The organism is Enterococcus hermanniensis, from assembly GCF_001885945.1.
Lineage (GTDB): Bacteria > Bacillota > Bacilli > Lactobacillales > Enterococcaceae > Enterococcus_A > Enterococcus_A hermanniensis.
Genome location: NZ_JXKQ01000005.1, coordinates 100533 through 120682, shown reverse-complemented (window position 1 = coordinate 120682; position 20150 = coordinate 100533). Strand labels below are relative to the sequence as shown.

Annotated in this window: 19 protein-coding genes and 1 other annotated feature; of the genes, 9 read left to right on the top strand and 10 right to left on the bottom strand. The window is 36.9% G+C overall.

Annotated elements, in window-relative coordinates; genetic code table 11:
* The first annotated feature begins 30 nt into the window (after positions 1-30).
* The gene (adhE, locus tag RV04_RS07290) at positions 31-2634 is read left to right on the top strand and encodes a bifunctional acetaldehyde-CoA/alcohol dehydrogenase (protein WP_071857817.1); all 2604 of its coding nucleotides are present in this window, start codon (positions 31-33) and stop codon (positions 2632-2634) included.
* A 160-nt stretch (positions 2635-2794) separates the two neighbouring features.
* Positions 2795-3256: a hypothetical protein gene (locus RV04_RS07285; RefSeq protein WP_071857816.1), complete on the top strand. Its 462-nt coding sequence runs from the start codon at positions 2795-2797 to the stop codon at positions 3254-3256.
* 26 nt (positions 3257-3282) lie between these two features.
* On the opposite strand, the gene fni is transcribed toward RV04_RS07285, so the two are convergent.
* The 4 genes from fni to mvk are packed head-to-tail and all read right to left on the bottom strand — an operon-like array spanning position 3283 to position 7328.
* Positions 3283-4326 (bottom strand): type 2 isopentenyl-diphosphate Delta-isomerase, encoded by a 1044-nt coding sequence (gene fni / locus RV04_RS07280; RefSeq protein WP_071857815.1) that lies wholly within the window; start codon positions 4324-4326, stop codon positions 3283-3285.
* A complete protein-coding gene (locus RV04_RS07275; RefSeq protein WP_071857814.1) occupies positions 4316-5404 on the bottom strand; it encodes a phosphomevalonate kinase in 1089 nt (362 codons plus the stop codon). Before RV04_RS07275 ends, fni begins: the two co-directional genes overlap by 11 nt.
* Positions 5405-6394, bottom strand: a complete 990-nt coding sequence (gene mvaD, locus RV04_RS07270) for a diphosphomevalonate decarboxylase (RefSeq protein WP_071857813.1) — start codon at positions 6392-6394, stop codon at positions 5405-5407.
* Positions 6387-7328 (bottom strand): mevalonate kinase, encoded by a 942-nt coding sequence (gene mvk / locus RV04_RS07265; protein ID WP_071857812.1) that lies wholly within the window; start codon positions 7326-7328, stop codon positions 6387-6389. The genes mvaD and mvk overlap by 8 nt, the downstream gene beginning before the upstream one ends.
* Positions 7329-7737: 409 nt before the next feature.
* Between mvk and RV04_RS07260 the strand changes: the two genes are divergently transcribed.
* Both RV04_RS07260 and RV04_RS07255 read left to right on the top strand, forming a co-directional pair.
* The gene (locus RV04_RS07260; protein ID WP_071857811.1) at positions 7738-8394 is read left to right on the top strand and encodes a deoxynucleoside kinase; all 657 of its coding nucleotides are present in this window, start codon (positions 7738-7740) and stop codon (positions 8392-8394) included.
* Between the two features lie 116 nt (positions 8395-8510).
* On the top strand, positions 8511-9416 hold the full coding sequence (locus RV04_RS07255; RefSeq protein ID WP_084405561.1) for a magnesium transporter CorA family protein: 906 nt from the start codon (positions 8511-8513) through the stop codon (positions 9414-9416).
* Positions 9417-9458: 42 nt separating this feature from the next.
* Here the strand turns inward: RV04_RS07255 and RV04_RS07250 are convergent, their stop codons facing one another.
* Positions 9459-10268 carry a Cof-type HAD-IIB family hydrolase gene (locus tag RV04_RS07250; protein WP_071857810.1) on the bottom strand — a complete coding sequence of 270 codons (810 nt, stop codon included), beginning with the start codon at positions 10266-10268 and terminating at the stop codon, positions 9459-9461.
* 143 nt (positions 10269-10411) lie between these two features.
* Positions 10412-10540: a sequence feature (ribosomal protein L20 leader region), on the top strand.
* Between the two features lie 27 nt (positions 10541-10567).
* Between RV04_RS07250 and infC the strand changes: the two genes are divergently transcribed.
* The 5 genes from infC to RV04_RS13620 all read left to right on the top strand — a co-directional run bounded on the left by infC (position 10568) and on the right by RV04_RS13620 (position 12347).
* Positions 10568-11092, top strand: a complete 525-nt coding sequence (infC, locus tag RV04_RS07245; RefSeq protein WP_071857809.1) for a translation initiation factor IF-3 — start codon at positions 10568-10570, stop codon at positions 11090-11092.
* Positions 11093-11165: 73 nt separating this feature from the next.
* On the top strand, positions 11166-11366 hold the full coding sequence (rpmI, locus tag RV04_RS07240) for a 50S ribosomal protein L35 (RefSeq protein WP_010742869.1): 201 nt from the start codon (positions 11166-11168) through the stop codon (positions 11364-11366).
* Positions 11367-11427: 61 nt separating this feature from the next.
* Complete coding sequence (gene rplT / locus RV04_RS07235; protein ID WP_071857808.1) at positions 11428-11787, top strand: 50S ribosomal protein L20; 360 nt, start codon at positions 11428-11430, stop codon at positions 11785-11787.
* A gap of 169 nt (positions 11788-11956) precedes the next feature.
* A complete protein-coding gene (locus RV04_RS07230; protein ID WP_071857807.1) occupies positions 11957-12205 on the top strand; it encodes a GlsB/YeaQ/YmgE family stress response membrane protein in 249 nt (82 codons plus the stop codon).
* A 13-nt stretch (positions 12206-12218) separates the two neighbouring features.
* A complete protein-coding gene (locus RV04_RS13620; RefSeq protein WP_281246546.1) occupies positions 12219-12347 on the top strand; it encodes a hypothetical protein in 129 nt (42 codons plus the stop codon).
* A gap of 49 nt (positions 12348-12396) precedes the next feature.
* Here RV04_RS13620 and RV04_RS07225 read toward each other — a convergent pair whose 3' ends face one another.
* The 5 genes from RV04_RS07225 to RV04_RS07205 all read right to left on the bottom strand — a co-directional run bounded on the left by RV04_RS07225 (position 12397) and on the right by RV04_RS07205 (position 20138).
* On the bottom strand, positions 12397-13242 hold the full coding sequence (locus tag RV04_RS07225) for a class C sortase (protein ID WP_071857806.1): 846 nt from the start codon (positions 13240-13242) through the stop codon (positions 12397-12399).
* Positions 13243-13303: 61 nt separating this feature from the next.
* On the bottom strand, positions 13304-15169 hold the full coding sequence (locus tag RV04_RS07220; protein WP_084405559.1) for a pilin N-terminal domain-containing protein: 1866 nt from the start codon (positions 15167-15169) through the stop codon (positions 13304-13306).
* A complete protein-coding gene (locus RV04_RS07215; RefSeq protein ID WP_169818195.1) occupies positions 15166-15636 on the bottom strand; it encodes a prealbumin-like fold domain-containing protein in 471 nt (156 codons plus the stop codon). The genes RV04_RS07220 and RV04_RS07215 overlap by 4 nt, the downstream gene beginning before the upstream one ends.
* Entirely contained in the window at positions 15566-16672 is a 1107-nt protein-coding gene (locus RV04_RS07210) for an isopeptide-forming domain-containing fimbrial protein (RefSeq protein ID WP_071857804.1), read from the bottom strand. The genes RV04_RS07215 and RV04_RS07210 overlap by 71 nt, the downstream gene beginning before the upstream one ends.
* On the bottom strand, positions 16662-20138 hold the full coding sequence (locus tag RV04_RS07205; protein ID WP_071857803.1) for a vWA domain-containing protein: 3477 nt from the start codon (positions 20136-20138) through the stop codon (positions 16662-16664). Before RV04_RS07205 ends, RV04_RS07210 begins: the two co-directional genes overlap by 11 nt.
* Positions 20139-20150: the final 12 nt, after the last annotated feature.

Below are 20150 nucleotides of genomic sequence, written 5' to 3'. Positions count from 1 at the left end.
AAACACAATAATTTTTCTAGGAGGATCCACATGGCTAAAGCGGTAGAAAAAGAAAAAACTCAGACAATCAGTGTTGAACAAACAATAGATGAATTGGCAACTAAAGCAAACGTTGCATTAAAAGAAATGGCAGATTTTGATCAAGAAAAAGTTGATCATATTGTACATGAGATGGCAATGGCAGCCTTAGACAAACATATGATGCTGGCAAAAATGGCCGTAGAAGAAACAGGACGCGGAATCTACGAAGATAAAGCAATCAAAAATATGTATGCCTCTGAATATATTTGGAATAGCATCAAGAATGATAAAACAGTTGGTGTCATTCATGAAGATAAGCAAAAAGGCTTAATTCAAATTGCTGAACCTGTTGGCGTTGTTTGTGGTGTTACACCAACAACGAACCCAACATCTACTACAATTTTTAAAGCAATGGTTGCTTTAAAAACACGTAATCCGATTGTTTTTGCTTTCCATCCAAGTGCACAAAAATGTTCGTCTGAAGCAGCTCGTATTATTCGTGATGCAGCGATCGCAGCCGGAGCTCCTGAAAATTGTATCCAATGGATCGAAAAACCATCATTAGAAGGAACAACTGGTTTAATGAATCACCCAGGTATCGCCATTGTTTTAGCTACTGGTGGGGCAGGCATGGTTAAATCAGCCTACTCTACAGGTAAACCTGCTTTAGGTGTAGGTCCTGGTAATACGCCTTCTTATATTGAAAAAACAGCAAAAATCAAACGTGCTGTCAATGACTTGATCGTTTCTAAAACATTTGATAATGGGATGATTTGTGCTTCGGAACAAGCAGTGATCGTGGATAAAGAAGTCTATGCAGAAGTAAAAGCCGAATTCGAAAGTCATCAAGTATATTTTGTTAAAAAATCAGAATTAAGTAAATTAGAAGATGCAGTCATGAATGAAGGCAAATATGCGGTTAATCCAGCAATTGTTGGCCATTCAGCAATGGATATCGCTGAACGAGCTGGTATCAAAGTTCCAGCAGGAACAAAATTATTGATTGCGGAACTTGATGGTGTGGGGGCAGATTATCCGTTGTCTCGTGAAAAACTTTCTCCAGTCTTAGCGATGGTTAAAGCAGAAAACACAGCCCATGGTTTTGAACTATGTGAAGGTATGTTGGACTTAGGTGGACTAGGGCATACGGCTGTTATCCATACAGAAGATGAAAACTTACAGATTCAATTTGGTTTACGAATGAAAGCATGTCGAATCTTAGTAAACTCACCATCAGCTGAAGGCGGTATTGGTGATATCTATAATGAATTGATTCCTTCATTAACATTAGGTTGTGGATCATATGGACACAACTCAGTTTCTCATAACGTATCTGCGATTGACTTGATCAATATCAAAACTGTAGCGAAACGGAGAACGAATATGCAATGGTTTAAATTACCACCAAAAATCTATTTTGAAAAAAATTCTTTATTGTACCTAACACAAATGGAAAATGTTGAACGCGTGATGTTAGTTTGTGACCCAGGAATGGTTCAATTTGGATATGCCGATATCGTTCGCGAAGTTCTAGGTCGTCGTACGAACGACGTGAAGATCGAAGTCTTCTCCGATGTCGAACCAAATCCGTCAACAAATACTGTCTACAAAGGCTTAGAAATGTTTAATGACTTCCAACCAGATACAGTTATCGCTCTTGGTGGTGGTTCTGCAATGGACGCCGCTAAAGGCATGTGGATGTTCTTTGAACACCCAGATACTTCATTTTTTGGTGCAAAACAAAAATTCTTGGATATCCGTAAACGGACATACAATATCGGCAAACCTGAAAAAACACAATTTGTTTGTATCCCAACTACTTCTGGTACAGGTTCGGAAGTAACACCGTTTGCTGTAATCACAGATAGCGAAACACATGTAAAATACCCACTAGCTGATTATGCACTGACACCAGATGTAGCAATCGTGGATCCTCAGTTCGTTATGACTGTTCCCGCATCCGTTACAGCGGATACCGGCATGGATGTTTTAACACATGCGATTGAATCTTATGTTTCTGTTATGGCCTCTGATTATACGCGTGGATTGAGTTTACAAGCAATCAAAATCGTCTTTGATTACCTTGAAAAATCTGTTAAAACCGGTGATACAGAAGCAAGAGAAAAAATGCATAATGCTTCAGCGATGGCGGGGATGGCTTTTGCCAATGCTTTCTTAGGTATTTGCCATTCAATCGCGCATAAAATTGGTGGAGAATATGGTATTCCTCATGGACGGACCAATGCAATCTTATTGCCACACATTATCCGTTACAATGCCAAGGATCCGCAAAAACATGCGATGTTCCCTAAGTATGATTATTTCCGCGCAGACACTGATTATGCAGACATTGCTCGCTTCTTAGGACTAAAAGGGAATACGACTGAAGAATTGGTGGAAGCGTTGATTACGGCCGTTTACGACTTAGGAGTTAAATGTGGAATCGACATGAACTTAAAAGCGCAAGGCGTAACGCAAGAAACGTTAGATTCAACAGTTGATCGTATGGCTGAATTAGCCTACGAAGATCAATGTACAACAGCTAACCCTAAAGAACCATTGATTAGTGAATTAAAAGGTATAATCGTAACAGCTTACGATTATAAAGCTTAGTTAATAAAAAGGGCCTCCACCATGGAGGTCCTTTTTTTAATTGTTAGTGTATCGCTTATTTAAAAAATTATTTTATTTAGAAAAATTAATTCTATTTGATTGTTATGGTTTTAAAAAAACGATAAACTGAACTTAATACATGCGGAAAGGGTTCAGGACGATGGAAAAATTGAGGCGAGAGATCAAAGAATTAGGTGAATCAGGCGCTCATTTACATGCGATTGTTGATTATTTAGTAAATGAGAAAAAAATCATGGGAAGTAAAGCAAATCATATCTTTATGTTAGATATGCAGGATTATATTGCGGCCTTGAATCGCTTGGCGCCCTCAACAACGGAAATAACTGTTGAACCTCATGAAGTAAAACAAATCAATTATTTATTAACTCGTCAGTATGAGTTGATAAAATTGATTCAAAGAGATATTGAACGAAATATCGCTGCGAAGAATATCGATCTGGAACAATACAATGAAAAACAGCTCAAACGATTAAAAACAATCAATCAATTGTTATTGCAAGATAATTTAGTTTTCCAGGCAATGTTGGATTCAACTAAAATTGGTAGTAATATTCGAGTCGGTCAAAAGAAAAACTGGTTACAACGTTTGTTTAGAAAGTAAAAAGGATGCGAAATTTCGCATCCTTTTTACTTTCTATTGGCTAACTGGTGATAATCAATACCACGTGCTTGACACCATTCTTTGGGAGAACCACTCAAGATGAGAGGATTTTTGATTAGTTCGTCTGTGGTAGCTTTGTCTGTCATCAGATATAGTCGTTTTAGTTGAAGTTTCCAATTTTCAATCAGCTCGATCGTTGCATCGATTCCATCACTCATTAATGAATCTAAGATCGTAGCTGAAATACCGACTGCTTTTGCTCCTAAACAGAGAGCTTTGAAAATATCATACGCATCACGGATACCGCCGGAAGCAAGGATAGTAAGAGGTGCGATTGTTTGCGCTTCAAGTAAAGAAATGACGGTCGATTGGCCCCAATCATCCAGGTAGCTCAACTCACGTTTTTTTCGACGGGCATTTTCGATTTGTGAAAAACTAGTTCCACCACGACCTGAAACATCGATGGCTTTTGCACCATAATTTTGTAATTGTTGGATCGTTTCTTTCGTCATTCCAAAGCCGACCTCTTTCACAATCACAGGGACGTTCAATCGCTCAATCGATTCTTGAATGTTTTTTGGCCAATCATAAAAATCGTTGTCGCCTTCAGGCATCACTAATTCTTGCGGTACATTTAAATGAATTTGCAGCCCATCAGCTTGTAAAAGTTCAACGATTTTTTGAGCATCTTCACTCGTGCGCCCAGCGCCCATATTTGCTAGTAGAAGCCCATTGGGATTGACTTCACGGATAATAGTGTAAGAATCTGTGACACTTGGATCTTTTAATGCAGCACTAACGGAGCCAGTTGCCATCATTAAATCAGTTTCCCGAGCGATGATCGCTAAATCATGGTTGATTTTTTTTGTTTTTTCACTTCCGCCAGTCATCGCATTGATATAAAACGGGACAGATAATTTTAAACCGAGTATTTCAGTGCTTAAATCAATCGATTCAGCTGTTGTTTTAACTAAAGAAGAATGAATCAGACGCACAGCGTCAAAATCATTTTCTTTTTGTTTGTGGTGAAAAGCTCGAGCTAATGAGATATGTTCATCTTTACGATTCATAATGCTCCTCCGTTAAGTGATAGACGTGTAAAGGTAACGGGGTAATACCAGCTTTTTCCCAAGCACTCATCAATGGTAAGATACCGGCCCGTTTATCTACGATTACGATCCCACAATCACCGCCGCCAGCACCAGAAGATTTTGCTGCTCCGCCGTATGTTTCTGCTAAGTCCGTTAGTTTTTTTAATTCCGCAGTTTCGATCGAGACATTACTCAAGCTAGTTAATTGATTAAGCAAGGCCCGATTTCTTCGAATCATTTTCTGGATCAATACTACATCTTTTTGTTTAAATCCTAAAATCATTTGATCAACACAGTCTTTGCTGTCAGTCAAAAAATATTCGTAAGAAGTTTTCTTTTCCTCTCGAGATTGATGAACTTGATCCACTAAATCAGAAGTGGAGGCGGGACTGCCGGTCCAGCCAATCAGTAAACGTAGCTCTTCGGGAACCTCCAAAGGTTCGATCTTTAAATTCGGCCAGTCACTAGCGATCAAGTCAGTTAATTGCTCGTTTGCTAACTTCTCTAAGACCCACTCATGATCAAAGGTTGAAAAAGCTAACCAACCGCCGTAACAACTGGCTGCAATGTCTCCACATGAGCCATTTCCCTGAACATTTAAATGCGCTAGCGTCGCTAATTTAAATAACTCTAATTGCGATAGATTAAGTTCATAAAAGGCATTTAATGCTTTGACCGTTGCAACGGTCACGGCACCGCTAGAACCTAAACCATATTTACGTCCATTTGAGTTATCCAATTCACTAGTAACTTTTAAATCAAAGAAAGCTAACTTTTTACCTTTTTCTTGAGCAAATTTTTCAGTGAAATGGATAGCAGCTAAAATATAATGAAAAGGATTGTCACGAATATCCAAAACGAGTTCATTATTGCGTCGAGTCCAACGTACGGGTAAATCACTGTATTGTGTTGACTGGATACTACCACTTTTTTTAGCCGGTTCAATCGTTACGGTAATGAATTGATCGATCGCCACGATGATTGCAGGATGTCCAGGTTCGACCACCGCGTATTCGCCAGCAATATATAATTTTCCTGGTGCAGATACTTCAATCATTTATGCTTCCTCCGCTGCTAAAATTTCAATACTTGGTCCTGCATGAGCGACAATTAATTGAGTTGAATCAAAATGTTTGGCTAACTCGTTAAGAATTTTTTCTTCATTCTTTCGCTCAACTAAGACTTTGACGTTAGGACCAGCATCCATGGTGAAATAGCAAGGTAAGGCTGCGCTTCTTAACTGACGCACGAGATTCATTGCTTTCATACTTTCCGCTGACCAATAAGTAAACGGAGGGGTAGCAGCTAGGGTAGTCCCGTGCATCTTTAAGGCGCTTGCTTCAGTTGCTTCACCCAAAGCAATAAAATCTTTTGCTGCAATCGCAGTTTTTGCCTTGGCTAAATCTTTTGGAACACTGTGCAACCAACCGTCATAAAATGAAGAAGTTTCAACCGTTCGTTGCATCCCATCGCGGCTGGAAATATCTTTTTGTGCATCGTTTACCACGATAAAAATCATGCTTAAATCCTCTTCAAAACCATCACTGATGATTTTAGTTGCATAAGAAGTTTCATCGGAGTCACCTTTTTCCCATTCGGCAAAGCCACCATAGATACTACGTGAAGCAGAGCCTGAACCCCGGCGTGCGAATCGAGATAATGCACGAGGTGACAAATCTAAATTCAAAGCAGCACTAACAGCTCCAGCTAAAGCTGCCAATCCGCTAGCCGAAGAGGCTAATCCAGCTGCGGTAGGAACAAAATTTTGACTTTTAACCACAGCAAATAAAGGACAATCTGCTTTTTTTCGTGCTAAATCAAGAAAGCGACTTACTTTGATAGTCGCTTTCGGATCTTGTAATTGATGGTCTAAATAAAATTGGTCTTCCGTGAATTCGGCTGAAAAAGTGACACTTGTTTCAGTATAAAAAGCATCTAATGTCAAAGATAAACTATTATTCATCGGAAGAATCAATTCTTGATTTTTTTTACCCCAATATTTAATTAAGGCGATATTCGTATAAGCTTTCGCTTTCCCACTAAACATGTGCGTACACACCTAACCCTTCAATCCATGTATTGCGCGCACCGGCAGCTAATAAAATCTGTTGTAATTGCCGTCCGCTCGTTTCATTTTCTGCTAAAGCGATCATGCAGCCCCCACGGCCACCGCCTGTTAATTTTGCTCCTAAAGCTTCGTGATTTAAAGCTGTCTCGATCAAATGATCTAAATGTCGATTGCTTGTACCTAATAAACGCAACAATCCTTGAGCCTGATTCATGCAATCACCTAAAATATGTGGCTGATTTTTTAGAATCGCTTGTTGTGCTTGTTGGGTTAAACGTCCTAATGATTTGATTTGTTTCGCCGTTTCGCGAGGGCGCAATTCCATTAATTTTGCGATGTCTCGAACTGCTTTACGCGTTTGTCCTTTGATACCTGTATCTGCAACAACTAAATAAGCATCCATGTTTAATTGGAAAGGCTGGAAACCAATTTCTTTTTGATAAAGAATCGGTTCTGTACCGCTGATGGTCGTAGCGTCGATGCCACTCGGGTTTCCATGTGCTACGGCTTCTGCTTGATTGACAAAATATAAAACATTTTTTTGTGTCGTAGGCTCTTCCATCCAGTCGAAAACAGCGCGTGTAATTGCTACAGCAACTGCGGCACTAGAGCCCATTCCGCGTTCTGCAGGGATTGAACTTTCAACTTTTAAATAAAATGGCTCTGGAATTTTAAAATGTTTAACTAAATACCAAAGTAAAATAGTAACGTTACGCATCGTAGTAGGTGCTTCACTGAGCGGTCCGTGGAAGAAACTAGATTCAATCCATGATTCAAGTTTGTGCTTGCGGATCGTCGCTTGAATTCCGGTTCCTGAAAAAGGAAACGCAATTGCAGGCTCGCCGTATACAACAGAGTGCTCACCCATTAATATAATTTTCCCACTGGCATAACCCATGCCGATCGATTTCATTAAAAAAACTCCTAATTCATTTTAGAGTAGTTATTTCACATAAAATAAGTCTGCTTTTTAGAAATAGATGAAGCAAGAATTATTTTTTTATTCGATTATAAGATACATTGTTGTTATAGAAAAAATAATACATTTTATTTATTTGATTTGTAAATAGGAATGCTTTTCAACCATTCTTATTATATCGGAATGATCAAATTTAGTCTCTTTACATTTTACTCACAGTCTTGCGACAAGTAAACGAAACGATCGAAAAGTTTTCTAGAATCGATATATTTTTAAAGATTCTTTAGAAGCGTCAATCATTATTTCTTTATACTTTTTCATTTGACTACACTATATATTGAGGGTATATTGGATAAGTTGAAATATAATGTACCATATTTTGTATGAAGTGAGTTGGAGGTTTATGAGTGTGATTGTATTAGCAGGAACTATTGGGGCAGGAAAATCAAGTTTGACCGAAATGCTTTCTAAACACTTGGGAAGTCAAGCTTTTTATGAATCAATTGAAGATAACGAAGTATTGCCATTGTTTTACGCAGATCCAGAGCAGTATGCCTTTTTATTGCAGATCTACTTTTTGAATAAACGGTTTGATAGTATCAAAAAAGCGATGCAAGATGACAATAATGTTTTGGATCGTTCGATCTATGAAGATTCTTTATTGTTCCATTTAAATGCGGACCTAGGTCGAGCAACCGAAACAGAAGTAAGAGTGTATGATGAATTATTAGCAAATATGATGCAAGAATTACCTTATGCTGCTGATAAGAAACATCCCGATTTACTAGTTCACATTCGTGTTTCTTTTGAAACGATGATGGAGCGAATCCAAAAACGCGGTCGAGAATATGAACAATTGGAATTTGATCCGACCTTATATGATTATTACAAAGAATTGAATCGTCGTTACGATCAATGGTATGAAGACTATAACGAAAGTCCGAAGATCCAAATCGATGGCGATCAATTGAATTTTGTCGATGACCGTTCGGCTCGTAAAGAAGTCATTCGCATGATCGATGAAAAAATTTTAGAAGTTCAAGCTGTACCAGCTGAATAAGAAAAAGCACGCGATTTAAATTGCGTGCTTTTTTTGTAACGAAAAGAGTGGATAGAAGAAACTACGTAACGATTTTGGTATACTAAAATAGATGAACGAACGTGGGGGAGACTAAAGTGGATAGCAGTCAAACATTTAATCAAGATATGAGTTCATGGATCAACGTGGATAGCACGCAATCGCATGAAGTGAAAAAGCTAAAAGAACGCTATTCCATTAGTGATGAGATGCTAACCTATGCTTTGGACAAAAACGAACGAGCACGAGTTGAGTACGATCCAATGGAAAAAGCATTGTTACTGATTTTTAAAGTGCCGAACCTATTAAAAAAGGACAATCATTACGAGACGAGTCCGATGGCATTTATTTTGAAAGACCAGCACTTTTTTTCTTTTGTCAATGAACGCACGAAGTATGTTGAAAATATTATTGAACGGTTATTAAGTGATGAGCCTGATCAAAGCGCGGCAAGCTTATTATTTCATACTTTGTTTTTGATTTCAGATTATTATTTTCCTTTAGTAGAAGAAGTAGATAGTCAACGGATCCATTTAAATCAGAGATTAAGAGAAAAAACGACGAATAAAAACTTATTGGCTCTTTCCGATTTGGAAATCGGTTTAGTCTATCTAGTGACGGCCACAAAACAAAATGCAGTCTTGTTAGAACAAATTAAGGCCCAATCGATTTTTTCTAGTTTTACAGATCAGGAAAAAGAGGAGCTCGATGATGCCCTGATTGAAGCGAAACAAGCCGTCGAGATGACTAAATTATCTAGTGAGATATTGGATCAACTGTCAGGAACATATAATAATCTTCTGAATAATAACCTAAATGATACAATGAAAATATTGACGATCTGGTCATTATTATTAACGATCCCAACCATTGTAACGGGTTTTTTCGGGATGAATATGCCCTTACCTTTTACCCATTCGGAACTAGGCTGGATCATTTCTTTAGTAATCAGTTTAGGATTATCGATTTGGCTGATTTTAGTGTTGTGGCGACGAATAAGATAAAAAATTGAGCCTCAAGCATAAAATACTTGGGACTCAATTTTTTTATAAAATGAATTTTTCGATGACTTCAGCAACTGCGCTATTTTCGTGACCGGCTTTGGTGATGTATTGAGCAGCTTTTTTGATCTCAGGAATTGCATTCGCCACGGCAACGCCTAAAGCAGCTGTTTGGATCATAGAAAGATCATTGGTGTTATCACCAATTGCAATCGTCTCGCTCATCGGGATCGCTAAATGAGTGGCCAAACTTTTTAAAGCCATACCTTTATTGACACCTTTAGGATTAAACTCAATGTAACGATTCGATGAATAACTGATTTCTAACGCTTCGCGAAGTTCAGCCGGCATCTCTTGTTCAATATTTTCCAAATAACAACGATCCAAATTTTGAAACAATGCTTTGTAACACGTTTGTTTTTTCAAAAAAGAAAAGTCATCATCCATTCGTTTTTCGTGGGGGATCGTTGAAAGATACGCATCTTCATCCGGATTACTATGATACAAATAGGTTTGTTCAAATGTATAAAGATGAATCGCAACATCATAATTAGAGCCAAACTCAAATAGTTGAGACAAAAGCTCAAAGGACATCGGAAATTCTTTGATGATCTTGGGCCCTTGGCTTTCGACTACCACACCACCGTTAAAGCCAATCATATAATGGTTGGCCTTATTGACAGCATCTAATTCGTTTAATGTTTGTTTGATCGAATGAAAGCCCCGGCCAGTAGCAGGGGTAAAGACAGCACCTTTAGCTTCTGCTTGTTTGATTATTACTTGAGTTTTGGGGGAGACGTGACGTTGTTTGTCTAAAAGTGTTTCATCTAAATCACAGGCAATTAATCGGTACATAGTTGTACCTCCTTCAGTTTTCTACTTTTATTATAGCAAAAACAAAATAGAGCCACTCACTTGGTGATTCTGACTTTCTTTGAAAAGATTAACAAGAAAAGATTGACAAAACCAATAAATACATATATACTTGTAAAGTTGAGAAATGAAAGCAGAAGCACCCGCTTCTCGCCTTACGCGAATATCTCGCTGGGCTAGATAGTTAATGACTGATCTTTTCGATGAGTCGAACTACGCGCGGGTTCGTAAAGAACTCGTTTTTTTATTCGCTTTTTTTCTCTCAAAAATTTTGGAGGTGAATGACCATAGCAAAGGATATGATGGTTAACGACGGCATTCGTGCACGAGAAGTACGTTTGATCGGACAAGACGGCGAACAATTAGGTGTTGTAGCGAAAGTAGAAGCCCTAAAAATCGCTGAACAAGCAAATCTTGATGTAGTTTTAGTCGCTCCAGGTGCGAAACCACCGGTAGCACGTATTATGGATTACGGAAAGTATCGCTTCGAACAACAGAAAAAAGAACGTGAAGCACGTAAGAAACAAAAAGTGATCAACGTTAAAGAAGTTCGTTTGAGTCCAACAATCGATGTAAATGACTTTAACACAAAACTTCGTAATGCGCGTAAATTCCTAGAAAAAGGCGACAAAGTGAAAGCTTCGATCCGCTTCAAGGGCCGTGCCATTACCCATAAAGATATTGGTCAAAAAGTTCTTGATCGCTTAGCGGAAGAAACTGGCGATATCGCTACAGTTGAACAAAAAGCGAAGATGGACGGACGTAGCATGTTCTTAGTGCTTGCACCGAAAGAGAAGAAAGACTAGTAATAATTTTGAGAATGCATCTTTGACTCTAGTTAAAGAGTATGCGAAATGAAAAGTAGGAGGAATTTTAGTCATGCCAAAACAAAAAACACATCGCGGTTTAGCAAAACGCGTAAAACGTACTGGTAACGGCGGTTTGAAACGTTTCCGCGCCTTTACAAGTCACCGTTTCCACGGAAAAACTAAAAAACAACGTCGTCAATTACGTAAAGCGTCTATGGTATCAAAAGGCGATTACAAACGTATCCGCCAACAATTGGCACGCATGAAATAATTGCGTCACCCGCTTTACAACTTAAAAAATTCAATGATTTATTTATTAGGAGGAATTAAACATGGCACGTGTTAAAGGTGGAACAGTAACTCGTAAACGTCGTAAAAAGACATTAAAACTAGCTAAGGGTTACTACGGTTCTAAACACACTCTATTTAAAACAGCTAAAGAACAAGTAATGAATTCATACAACTACGCATATCGCGATCGTCGTCAAAAGAAACGTGACTTCCGTAAATTATGGATTGCACGTATCAACGCGGCTGCTCGTATGAACGGCTTAAGCTACTCAAAATTAATGCACGGTCTTAAACTTGCCGGTATCGAAATCAACCGCAAAATGTTAGCTGATTTAGCAGTTAACGATGCAGCTGCTTTCACTGCACTAGCTGACCAAGCAAAAGATTCATTAAGCAAATAATTGTTGTTTGACAACAATCGAACCTCACTCAATCGAGTGAGGTTTTTTTGCGCAAAAAAATGGGTAAGTATGTGTTTGCTTATCAATCAGTAAGCATATTAAAGGCTACATCCAAGGTTTTATGCTAGGATAATTATATAAACAAAGTAAAGAAGAGGGAGGGAAATCTATGCATTTATTATGGTCGATCATTATTGGTGCTGTGATCGGAGCGATTGCTGGAGCTATCACGAATAAAGGTAATTCAATGGGTTGGATCAGTAATATCATCGCTGGTTTAGTAGGTTCTTTTATTGGTCAAGCGTTACTTGGTTCTTGGGGGCCTAGCTTGGCAGGGATGGCATTGATCCCTTCGATTATTGGTGCAATTATTTTAGTCGCTGTTGTTTCTTATTTTATGAGTCGCAAAAAATCTTAGGAGGACTTTTATCATGAAAACACTTTTTAAATTTATGGTTGCTAGCACATTAGTGGTAGGTGGCGTTTTAGTAGCAGGAACAATTTTTACAACTAAAAAAATTGACAAATATGGAGACGATCTTCAAGATTTTCTACATTAATCAAAAAAGCTGTGTCTGAAAAGACGCAGCTTTTTCTTTTTTTGAAAAGTTAAGTTACTTTTCTTTTTTTCCGTCTGTTAAAAAAATAGATGAGGCTGATTAGTAACGTCATACCAATGATGACGCTAATAGTAATGCGCAAATAGGATTGTTCAGTGTTCTTTTTTTCTAAGTTCATTTTTTGGCTGACTTTATAAGGGATTCGATGACCACGAACGATTAAGCGATGTGTATTTACCATATATGGTGTACAAGTCATCAAAGTAACATAATCTTTCGTCCCTGAAATTACTAAATCAGAAATATTCGTTGGCTCGATGACTTTGATTTGATCTACTTGATACGCATGTGTTTCTTTATTGATAGCGATAAAAAAAACGTCCTTTAGTTTAAGTTCGGGGAGGCGATCAAACAGTGACGCTTCTGGAAGTCCACGATGGGCCGAAAGAACAGAATGAGTAGCAGTCCCACCAATTGGAATACTAGTACCATTTAGTAATGTTGCTCCTTTTTGCAAAAGGACGTCATTGGTTTCATCGAAAATCGGTAATTTAACATTGATTTTAGGAATGGTTAAAGCCCCAATCGTGTGTTGTTCAAAATAATCTTTACTTTTTTCTACCTTTTTTTTATTTTCTACAGCTTTTGTAAACGTCGCTGTGCCTGGCGTATTGCCTTCTTTAGTTAATTTTTTATTTTTCTTTGCTTGTTTGGCTGCCAATGAAGCCATTTCTTGCTGGTTTTTTTTATTCGCTTGTCGTTGGTAATAATTGATATACTGCTGATCAAACATAGTAGAAAGACTACGAGAAATATATGGATAAGCAACAATTCCAATACCAACAAAGAAGAAAAGCAACATAAAGTAATCTAGTAATTTCCATTTGTGTTTCATCCAGATCACCTCCGGTGAATTGATTTAAAAAAGGCTGGAATAATTTTCCAGCCTTTTTTAATTAGTTATTGAATTCTTTCCGACGTTTTAAATAGTAGATAAATGAAATACCTGCTACAGCAAGACCAGAAACAATGAAGGCGATAAGTCCAATACCACCTGTGATTGGTAAGCTTCCACTAAGTTTATTGGCTACTTCTAAAATAATCGTGCCATCATCTGCATTGAAATGTACTGATTTAGTAGAGATAACATAGCCTTCCGGCGCAGCTGTTTCGACTAGGGCGTAATTGATTGTTGTATTGCCATTTTTTTGTGCAAGTCCTTTGACTGAAATTAAACCGTTAGCATCAGAAGTGAGGATGGTAGCATCTGATTGGGATGCTACCCAACTGATTTCCCCATTCGTATTTTTAAGGAACAAATCGCCTTTTTTAATTACAAATTTTGCACCTACTAAAGGTTTTTTTGTATCTGCATCAATCTTATTAAATGTTTTACCATAAGTTTTGATTGCCACTTTTGAATTTTTAATTTTAAAATTGTTATCGAATTCTAGTGTGTTAGGCAATTCTGTACTCAACGCAGCTTCGGGTAAAATCTTCATTTTTAAGTTTAACGTGATTGTCTTTCCCGCATAACTAGCTAATTGTTCTGGAGAAAAATTGATGGTGATCATATTTCCAGCTTTAATAATAGTTGGAGAGACTCCTGTGACTGCATTTCCATCGATTTTCAATGAATTTAAAATATCTGCATCTGAAGATCCCAAAGATAGAGAAGCACTTTTAGTATCGATAAATCCAAATTTAGTATATTGCTGAATATCTAATGGAATTTGTTGTGTCAATGTGTAAGTGACCTCTTGTCCGATATCTGCGTCAGGAATATCTACAGTTTTTTTAGGCTGGGGAACTAAATAGTTATAGGCTTCAGCACTCTTTTTATCCAATTGTTTGTTAAATGCTTTATCGTAATAGTCATACGTGACACTTAAGATGGATGTTGAAGGATCACGAACAGTTTTTGCTGTGACGACTGGATTTTTACTGTAATGATATTTTTCTGTTGTTTCAGTAGCAGACTGACTAGCGCTTGTGGCGATAGTAGAGTCTACTTCATAAAATTCATAAGTACTAGGTGCTTTTAAAATCAAGTTTGCAGCTGTAACACTGCCATCGCTACCGGAAGTAAATTTTGAAGCATTCTCGGCTGTAGCATCAAATTTTCCAGAAGTAGTATTGTAATAACTACCATCTTTTTCTTTTAGGATAAATTGAGCGTTTGCTAAAGGTTTGGGATCTTCCATATTCCCAGTGCTATTTAGTCCAACACCATACTTTTTAAAAGTTAAACTAGTAGGTTTATATTCATTTTTTGGATACAAATAAACAGTGGATTTATTTGTACCATCTGCATTTACTACGGGTAGTCCTAAGACAAACGGGACAGATTTCTCCGCATTTGCGCCAGCAGGAGTTGTTGTTTCTTTGAATAAATAAATGGCGTTTTTATTATTTGAAACTACGGGTAGATTTAATGTCGTAGTTCCTCCAGTATTTGTGTTAGGGAAAACAACGGATGCTTTACCTACAGTAGAAATATTTTTGACTGCGGCAATAGCAGCGGCTTCTTTGGCATCTTTATTTCCCGACGTTTGATCATAGACTGCCCAATAATCCGCTGTTACATCATAAGCAGTAAAACCGGCACCAGCTAATGGGGTACTATTTTCCCACTCCATTAAATCACCAGTATTTTTTTGTTCTGTAGGTAGTGTATCAAAGACGAGTTTCCTTAAAGTAATTTGTTGGGTATTTCCAGTGACTGTTGCATGACCGACGATTGGTTTGCCTACCAAAACTAACAATGGGATGAATAATAATAATAGAGGTAACAAATTTAACTTTTTCGTTTGTACATTCATTTTATTCCACTCCTTTTTTTCCAAATCAAAGCAATAGTGAACAACAATAGTAAACCTAAAATAGTAATCCAAGTTGATATTTTTTCCCCAGTAGCAACGTATTTTTTGAGTGTTGTTGGGGTGATACCTAAAATTTCAGAGCTGAGAGAGTTATTTGGGTTACGCGGACTGGCTGACTGTTCGATAGGAATCATTTTGTCAGAACTCGTCGTTGTATCTTTCGTAGATGCTTTATTGACAATTTCTAAAGCCTGAATTGGTGATTGTTCGAATGTTCCTTTTGCAATTTCAAAAGGGATAGGTTCTTGATTTATTACATAGCCTTTAGGAGGCTTGATTTCGTTAAGGGCATAGTTGCCGTAAGCCAATCCATTGATTTTAAAATCCCCGTTTTGATTAGAAGTAAGAAAATGGGCCTGGGCAATCTCTGATTGCCAATGATAGCCTTGATATTTGTCCAGTTTCATTTGTGAGATAAAAACTCGCATCAGCCAGTGGTTTTTTTGTGGCTAAGTCAATTTTTTTGAAGTGTTTTCCACCGGTTGAGATGGTTTCGTGATCCCTTAAAATTTCTTTTTCTGAAATCATTAATTTAATGGTGTTGTTATACTGTGTTTTTTCAACAGTGCTATTGATTAATTGCAATGTATACTCAAGGGTCAAAGTTTTTCCGATATACTTTGTTAGTGATGAAGGCTTAAATGAGTAACTCGTGTGTTGATCACTTACTCGTTCAGTATACAAATCATTGGGTACTAATTGCCCATCTATAGAAAGTTTAGTAAGTGATTTTTTTTGTAAACCTCGATCATACGTATCCAAGAGTTCCACACTTTTTGCCTGCTCAACGGTTGAAGGAATAGTGAAATCAACAGAATAAACGATATCATCACCAAATGTATAACTATCTTTTTTATCATTGATTGTTTTTATTAATTCTGGTTTGAAAACAGGATCTACTTTTATCACATTTTTTGTATATAAATAGATAGGGTTTAGTTCATTTCCTTGATCTATTACTGGTAAGCGAATCAGCATAGGAGAACTAATATCACCATTACCAATTTCTTTTAATAGATAGACGTGATAGCCTTGTTCGTCTTCCTTAATGACATTGAAAACCATTGTTCCATCGCCATAAGTAGTGGTTTGTGTAGTATTCGAAATGAAAGAATGCGTTGCTAATTGATCTTTAGTCAAGCTAGCGATGAATTTTGTATCTAGCGTTGAGTCATTGATAGCTGAATTTGCTTGTCTGAAGCTAACAAAAAGATCAGTTACGTCATAAAGCTGAAACTTCTTATTGTTAATTCCTGTAAATTTAGTTAAAGCTGATATAGGCTTTCCAGGGCTTGATTGTATTTGAAGATCTTTTGTATCTTCAAATTTTAAACTACTGACAATAATTGTTTGCTTTTCTTCTGCATGGACAGTTTGTAGATGCATGAGGGTCGTGATGAAAGCCACTAGAAATAGTAAGCTGAAAATTAGCTTAGTTTTCATTATGATCACCAACCCTTCGTATAAAGAGAGCTGTTCCAAAAGTAGCAGCAGTAATGAAACCAATCAATATGAAGGGAAGCAATCCGATACCACCAGTTTTTGGTAAAGGCATGAGTACTTGATTGGTAATTTCTAGTTGAATAATATTTCCATTTTTCGATAAAACAGACGGGAGTTCTTTCTGATCAATGACTACTTTTCCGCTGGTATCAATGAAGATAGTGACGCTATCTTTTAACGATTGATAACCTTCAGGTGTTTTTATTTCACTCAAACTATAAGTTCCTGGATTTAAACCAATGAATTCAAAGGTTGCTTGTTCACCAGTAATTATTTTTGAATATTGATTAGGACCAGTCAGTTTGAATACTGCGCCATTCAATGAATTTCCAAAAGAATCTTTTTTCAAAACTTTTAAAGTAAAATCATTCAATTGATTTGTCAGTTTAAAATCTTTGATTATCCAGCTGTTTTTTTCAGTATCGAAAAGAGCTTTTTGATTGTAGATAATTTCTTGTGTTTGATTTTTTATCGTTACATTTTGTTTTTGGTCAATGGTTAATGTCCATTGATTAGTGGGTGTACTGTATCCTGCCGGCGCTTGTGTTTCTTTCAAATTATATTGCCCCGGACGCAATTCTTTAGAAAAGCTTACTGTTCCATCCTTAGTAGAAGTACTCGTTTCTAAAACAGTACCATTTTGTGAAAGTTCAAAAGTAGCACCGCTTAATGCAGTTCCGGTCGTTGAAGTTTTAGTAAAGCTAAATTTAAAATCTTTTAGTTGGTTAATTAACTTGTTCTCTGTGGGAAGTCCATCAATTACTAGCTCTCCTTGTGTATTCTGGCTGATAACAAAATTTAGATCGTTCATAAGAGAATAGCCATTGGGGGCAGTTATTTCTTTCAAAAGGTAACTACCAATGGGTAAGTCGGATAGTACCACGTTACCTTCAGTCGTAGAAGTAGCTTCTTGAAGCATCGTCTGTGGTTTGTTTTTTAAATAAAGTCCAAATTTAGCATTTGCTAAAGGCGTCTCCCCATCTGGTTGGAATTTTTTTAATGTGATAAAAGTTGTTTTCAATGTATTTATTACTTCTAACGTAGCTCCAGCTGTAGTTGATGTAGGGGAGTAGACGGGCTTCTCATACCCACTAATAAATTCATTGCTTTCGGAAGTTTCTATTACTCGATAATCAATAGCGATTCCATTTTGATATTGTTGCAAATTAGAAAAGCTAGTTGACCAGTTGGTAGTAGTTGCAGGAAGTGTTTTACTTTGTCCACTGACATTGGTCCAAGTAGTTCCAATTTTTTGTTGTAATTGGAAAGTAATAGCTTTTCGCAATCCCCATTTATTTTGGCTGTCATCCCACGTTTTCTTGACTTGCAAGTCGATGGTTTTTTTAGGGACACGAGCGGATGGAATAGCAAAGTGATAGTAAGTAGCAGCATTATTTAATTGATTAGTTAAAACTGTCATCCCATTTGTTGGATAAAATAAATTATCACGATATGCTTCCTTGAGCTGAACCTTATAATTCAAGCGTAACCCTTGGCGAGTAGCATTATCACTTCCTAAATTGATATTAGATAGTTGAAGTTGGCTCGGACTAAAATTTTTTTGAACTTGATCAGCATAAGCTGGATAATTCAAGCTATTTTCTGCAATTAAATTCAATGAATTAGCTACTAGGCTCAATGCTTGAATCGTTGGTGTATTGATAAGGTCGACAAACGCACTTAACGGGTCTGACAAAGTAGCATTTTGAATTGTGGCGGTAAGTGCTGTGGATAAGCTATTAAGAATCGTTGTTAGTTGATTTTCATTATTAGCTGTATAAGTGCCATCTGTTCCGATTGTTTTTAAGACGTTATTAGTTCCAGTTATATAACCAATTGAATATTTTTTGATATTTTGAAATAATGAAGAATTGTTTCGTTGATTTACATAAGAGATCGTACTGTCTGATTGATCATTACTGCCATTTCCTGAAAAATAGTTAATGGTAGACGTTCCATTTGTTCGTTGTGCAGAGTAACGATTTTTAGTTGTGGAGCTTGTCGTAGGTAGATCTAGAATACGATTAGTCAAGGATGAATAAGTATCATTTGTCGTATAAGTTGGTTCGCCGTCTGTTAACATGATAACAACCTTAGCAGCATCAGTACGACTACCAAATTGGGTATTAGTAGCTAGCGCATAAGCTGCGTCTAGTCCAAGGTAAGTTGGTGTTCCCGATCCAGTGCTAGAGTCGATCCCTGGTTTTTGGTTCAATAATGGATGATCTTTATATGTGGTAGAGTTATTGATAAAGAAACTATTATTAAATTTGGCAATATCAGCAAAAGGAACTTTTTCAACAGAGCCGAAACTAGCTAAGGCCATGCGAATTGTGTCATTATTAGAAGAATTCAATAGATTATCAGCAAAATTTTTCAAAGCTGTTTGAGCGGTGTCCCAACGTGATCCAGAAGATCCTAAGCGATCATTCATAGAGGATGATTTATCGATTACAAAAATAACATCAACTTTTTGTCGGTTAACTAGAGCTTTACCGATCATATCTAGCTGGATATTAAATTGTGTTGGATCACTTGTAGGTGAGATCGTCTTTTTTAATAAGACATCATCGTAATCATGATACCCATTTTCAAATGTTAGACTACCACTTGAAAAAATATTCTTTACTGTCGAAGTACCTTCAGTTAAGGAGCGGTTAAAAGTATAATTTTTAATGTACTCAGACGTCAGGTTATTAGTATATGAGTTTGTTGAATTGGTTAAAAAATTTCCTGTACTGTTTTGTGTATAAGCAAAAGGATCAGAGTTAGAAACAGTACCACTTAGAGGAATAGCTAAAACCTGTGCGGCAGCCGTAGCTTTCAGAGCTGCTTTTGGCTGTTCGCTACTGATAGTAGTATCTTCTACAGAGCTAGAAGTTGTTGTATTAGCACTTGAAGTAGAAGATTGCTGTATCTTTTTCGTAGTATCTGTTATAGAGTTTGCTTGTTCAGTGATATCAGATTTTATGAGTAGTGGATCAGTAATTTGAAAAATAATACTTTCTTTATCTGAATTTGTTTGGTAGATTTTTGCGTATAATTTAATTTCTTTGGTACTACTGGTTGTTGTAAAGTTAAATACACCAGTATTTTTAATTGTTTTTTCCATCATCCATTTGTCTTGAGTAGATTCAAAATTAGTCGAATTTTGCGGCAAAATTATTTGACCAGTATCATCAATAAATTGAAAGGCGATTTTTCCTTCGGTTTTTTGATATTCGATTTGCCAGTTCGTATCATTAGCAGTCGAAGTAACCTTTTTTTTGAGTACCAACTGTTCATTGTTAAAAATAATTGAAAAATCATTTGCTAATACAGACTTCAACCCTAAAAAACTATTAAGTAACATAGTGACAAGCGTAATAAACAAATAAAAACTTGTAACATATGCTTTCTTCTTCAATTTACACCCTCC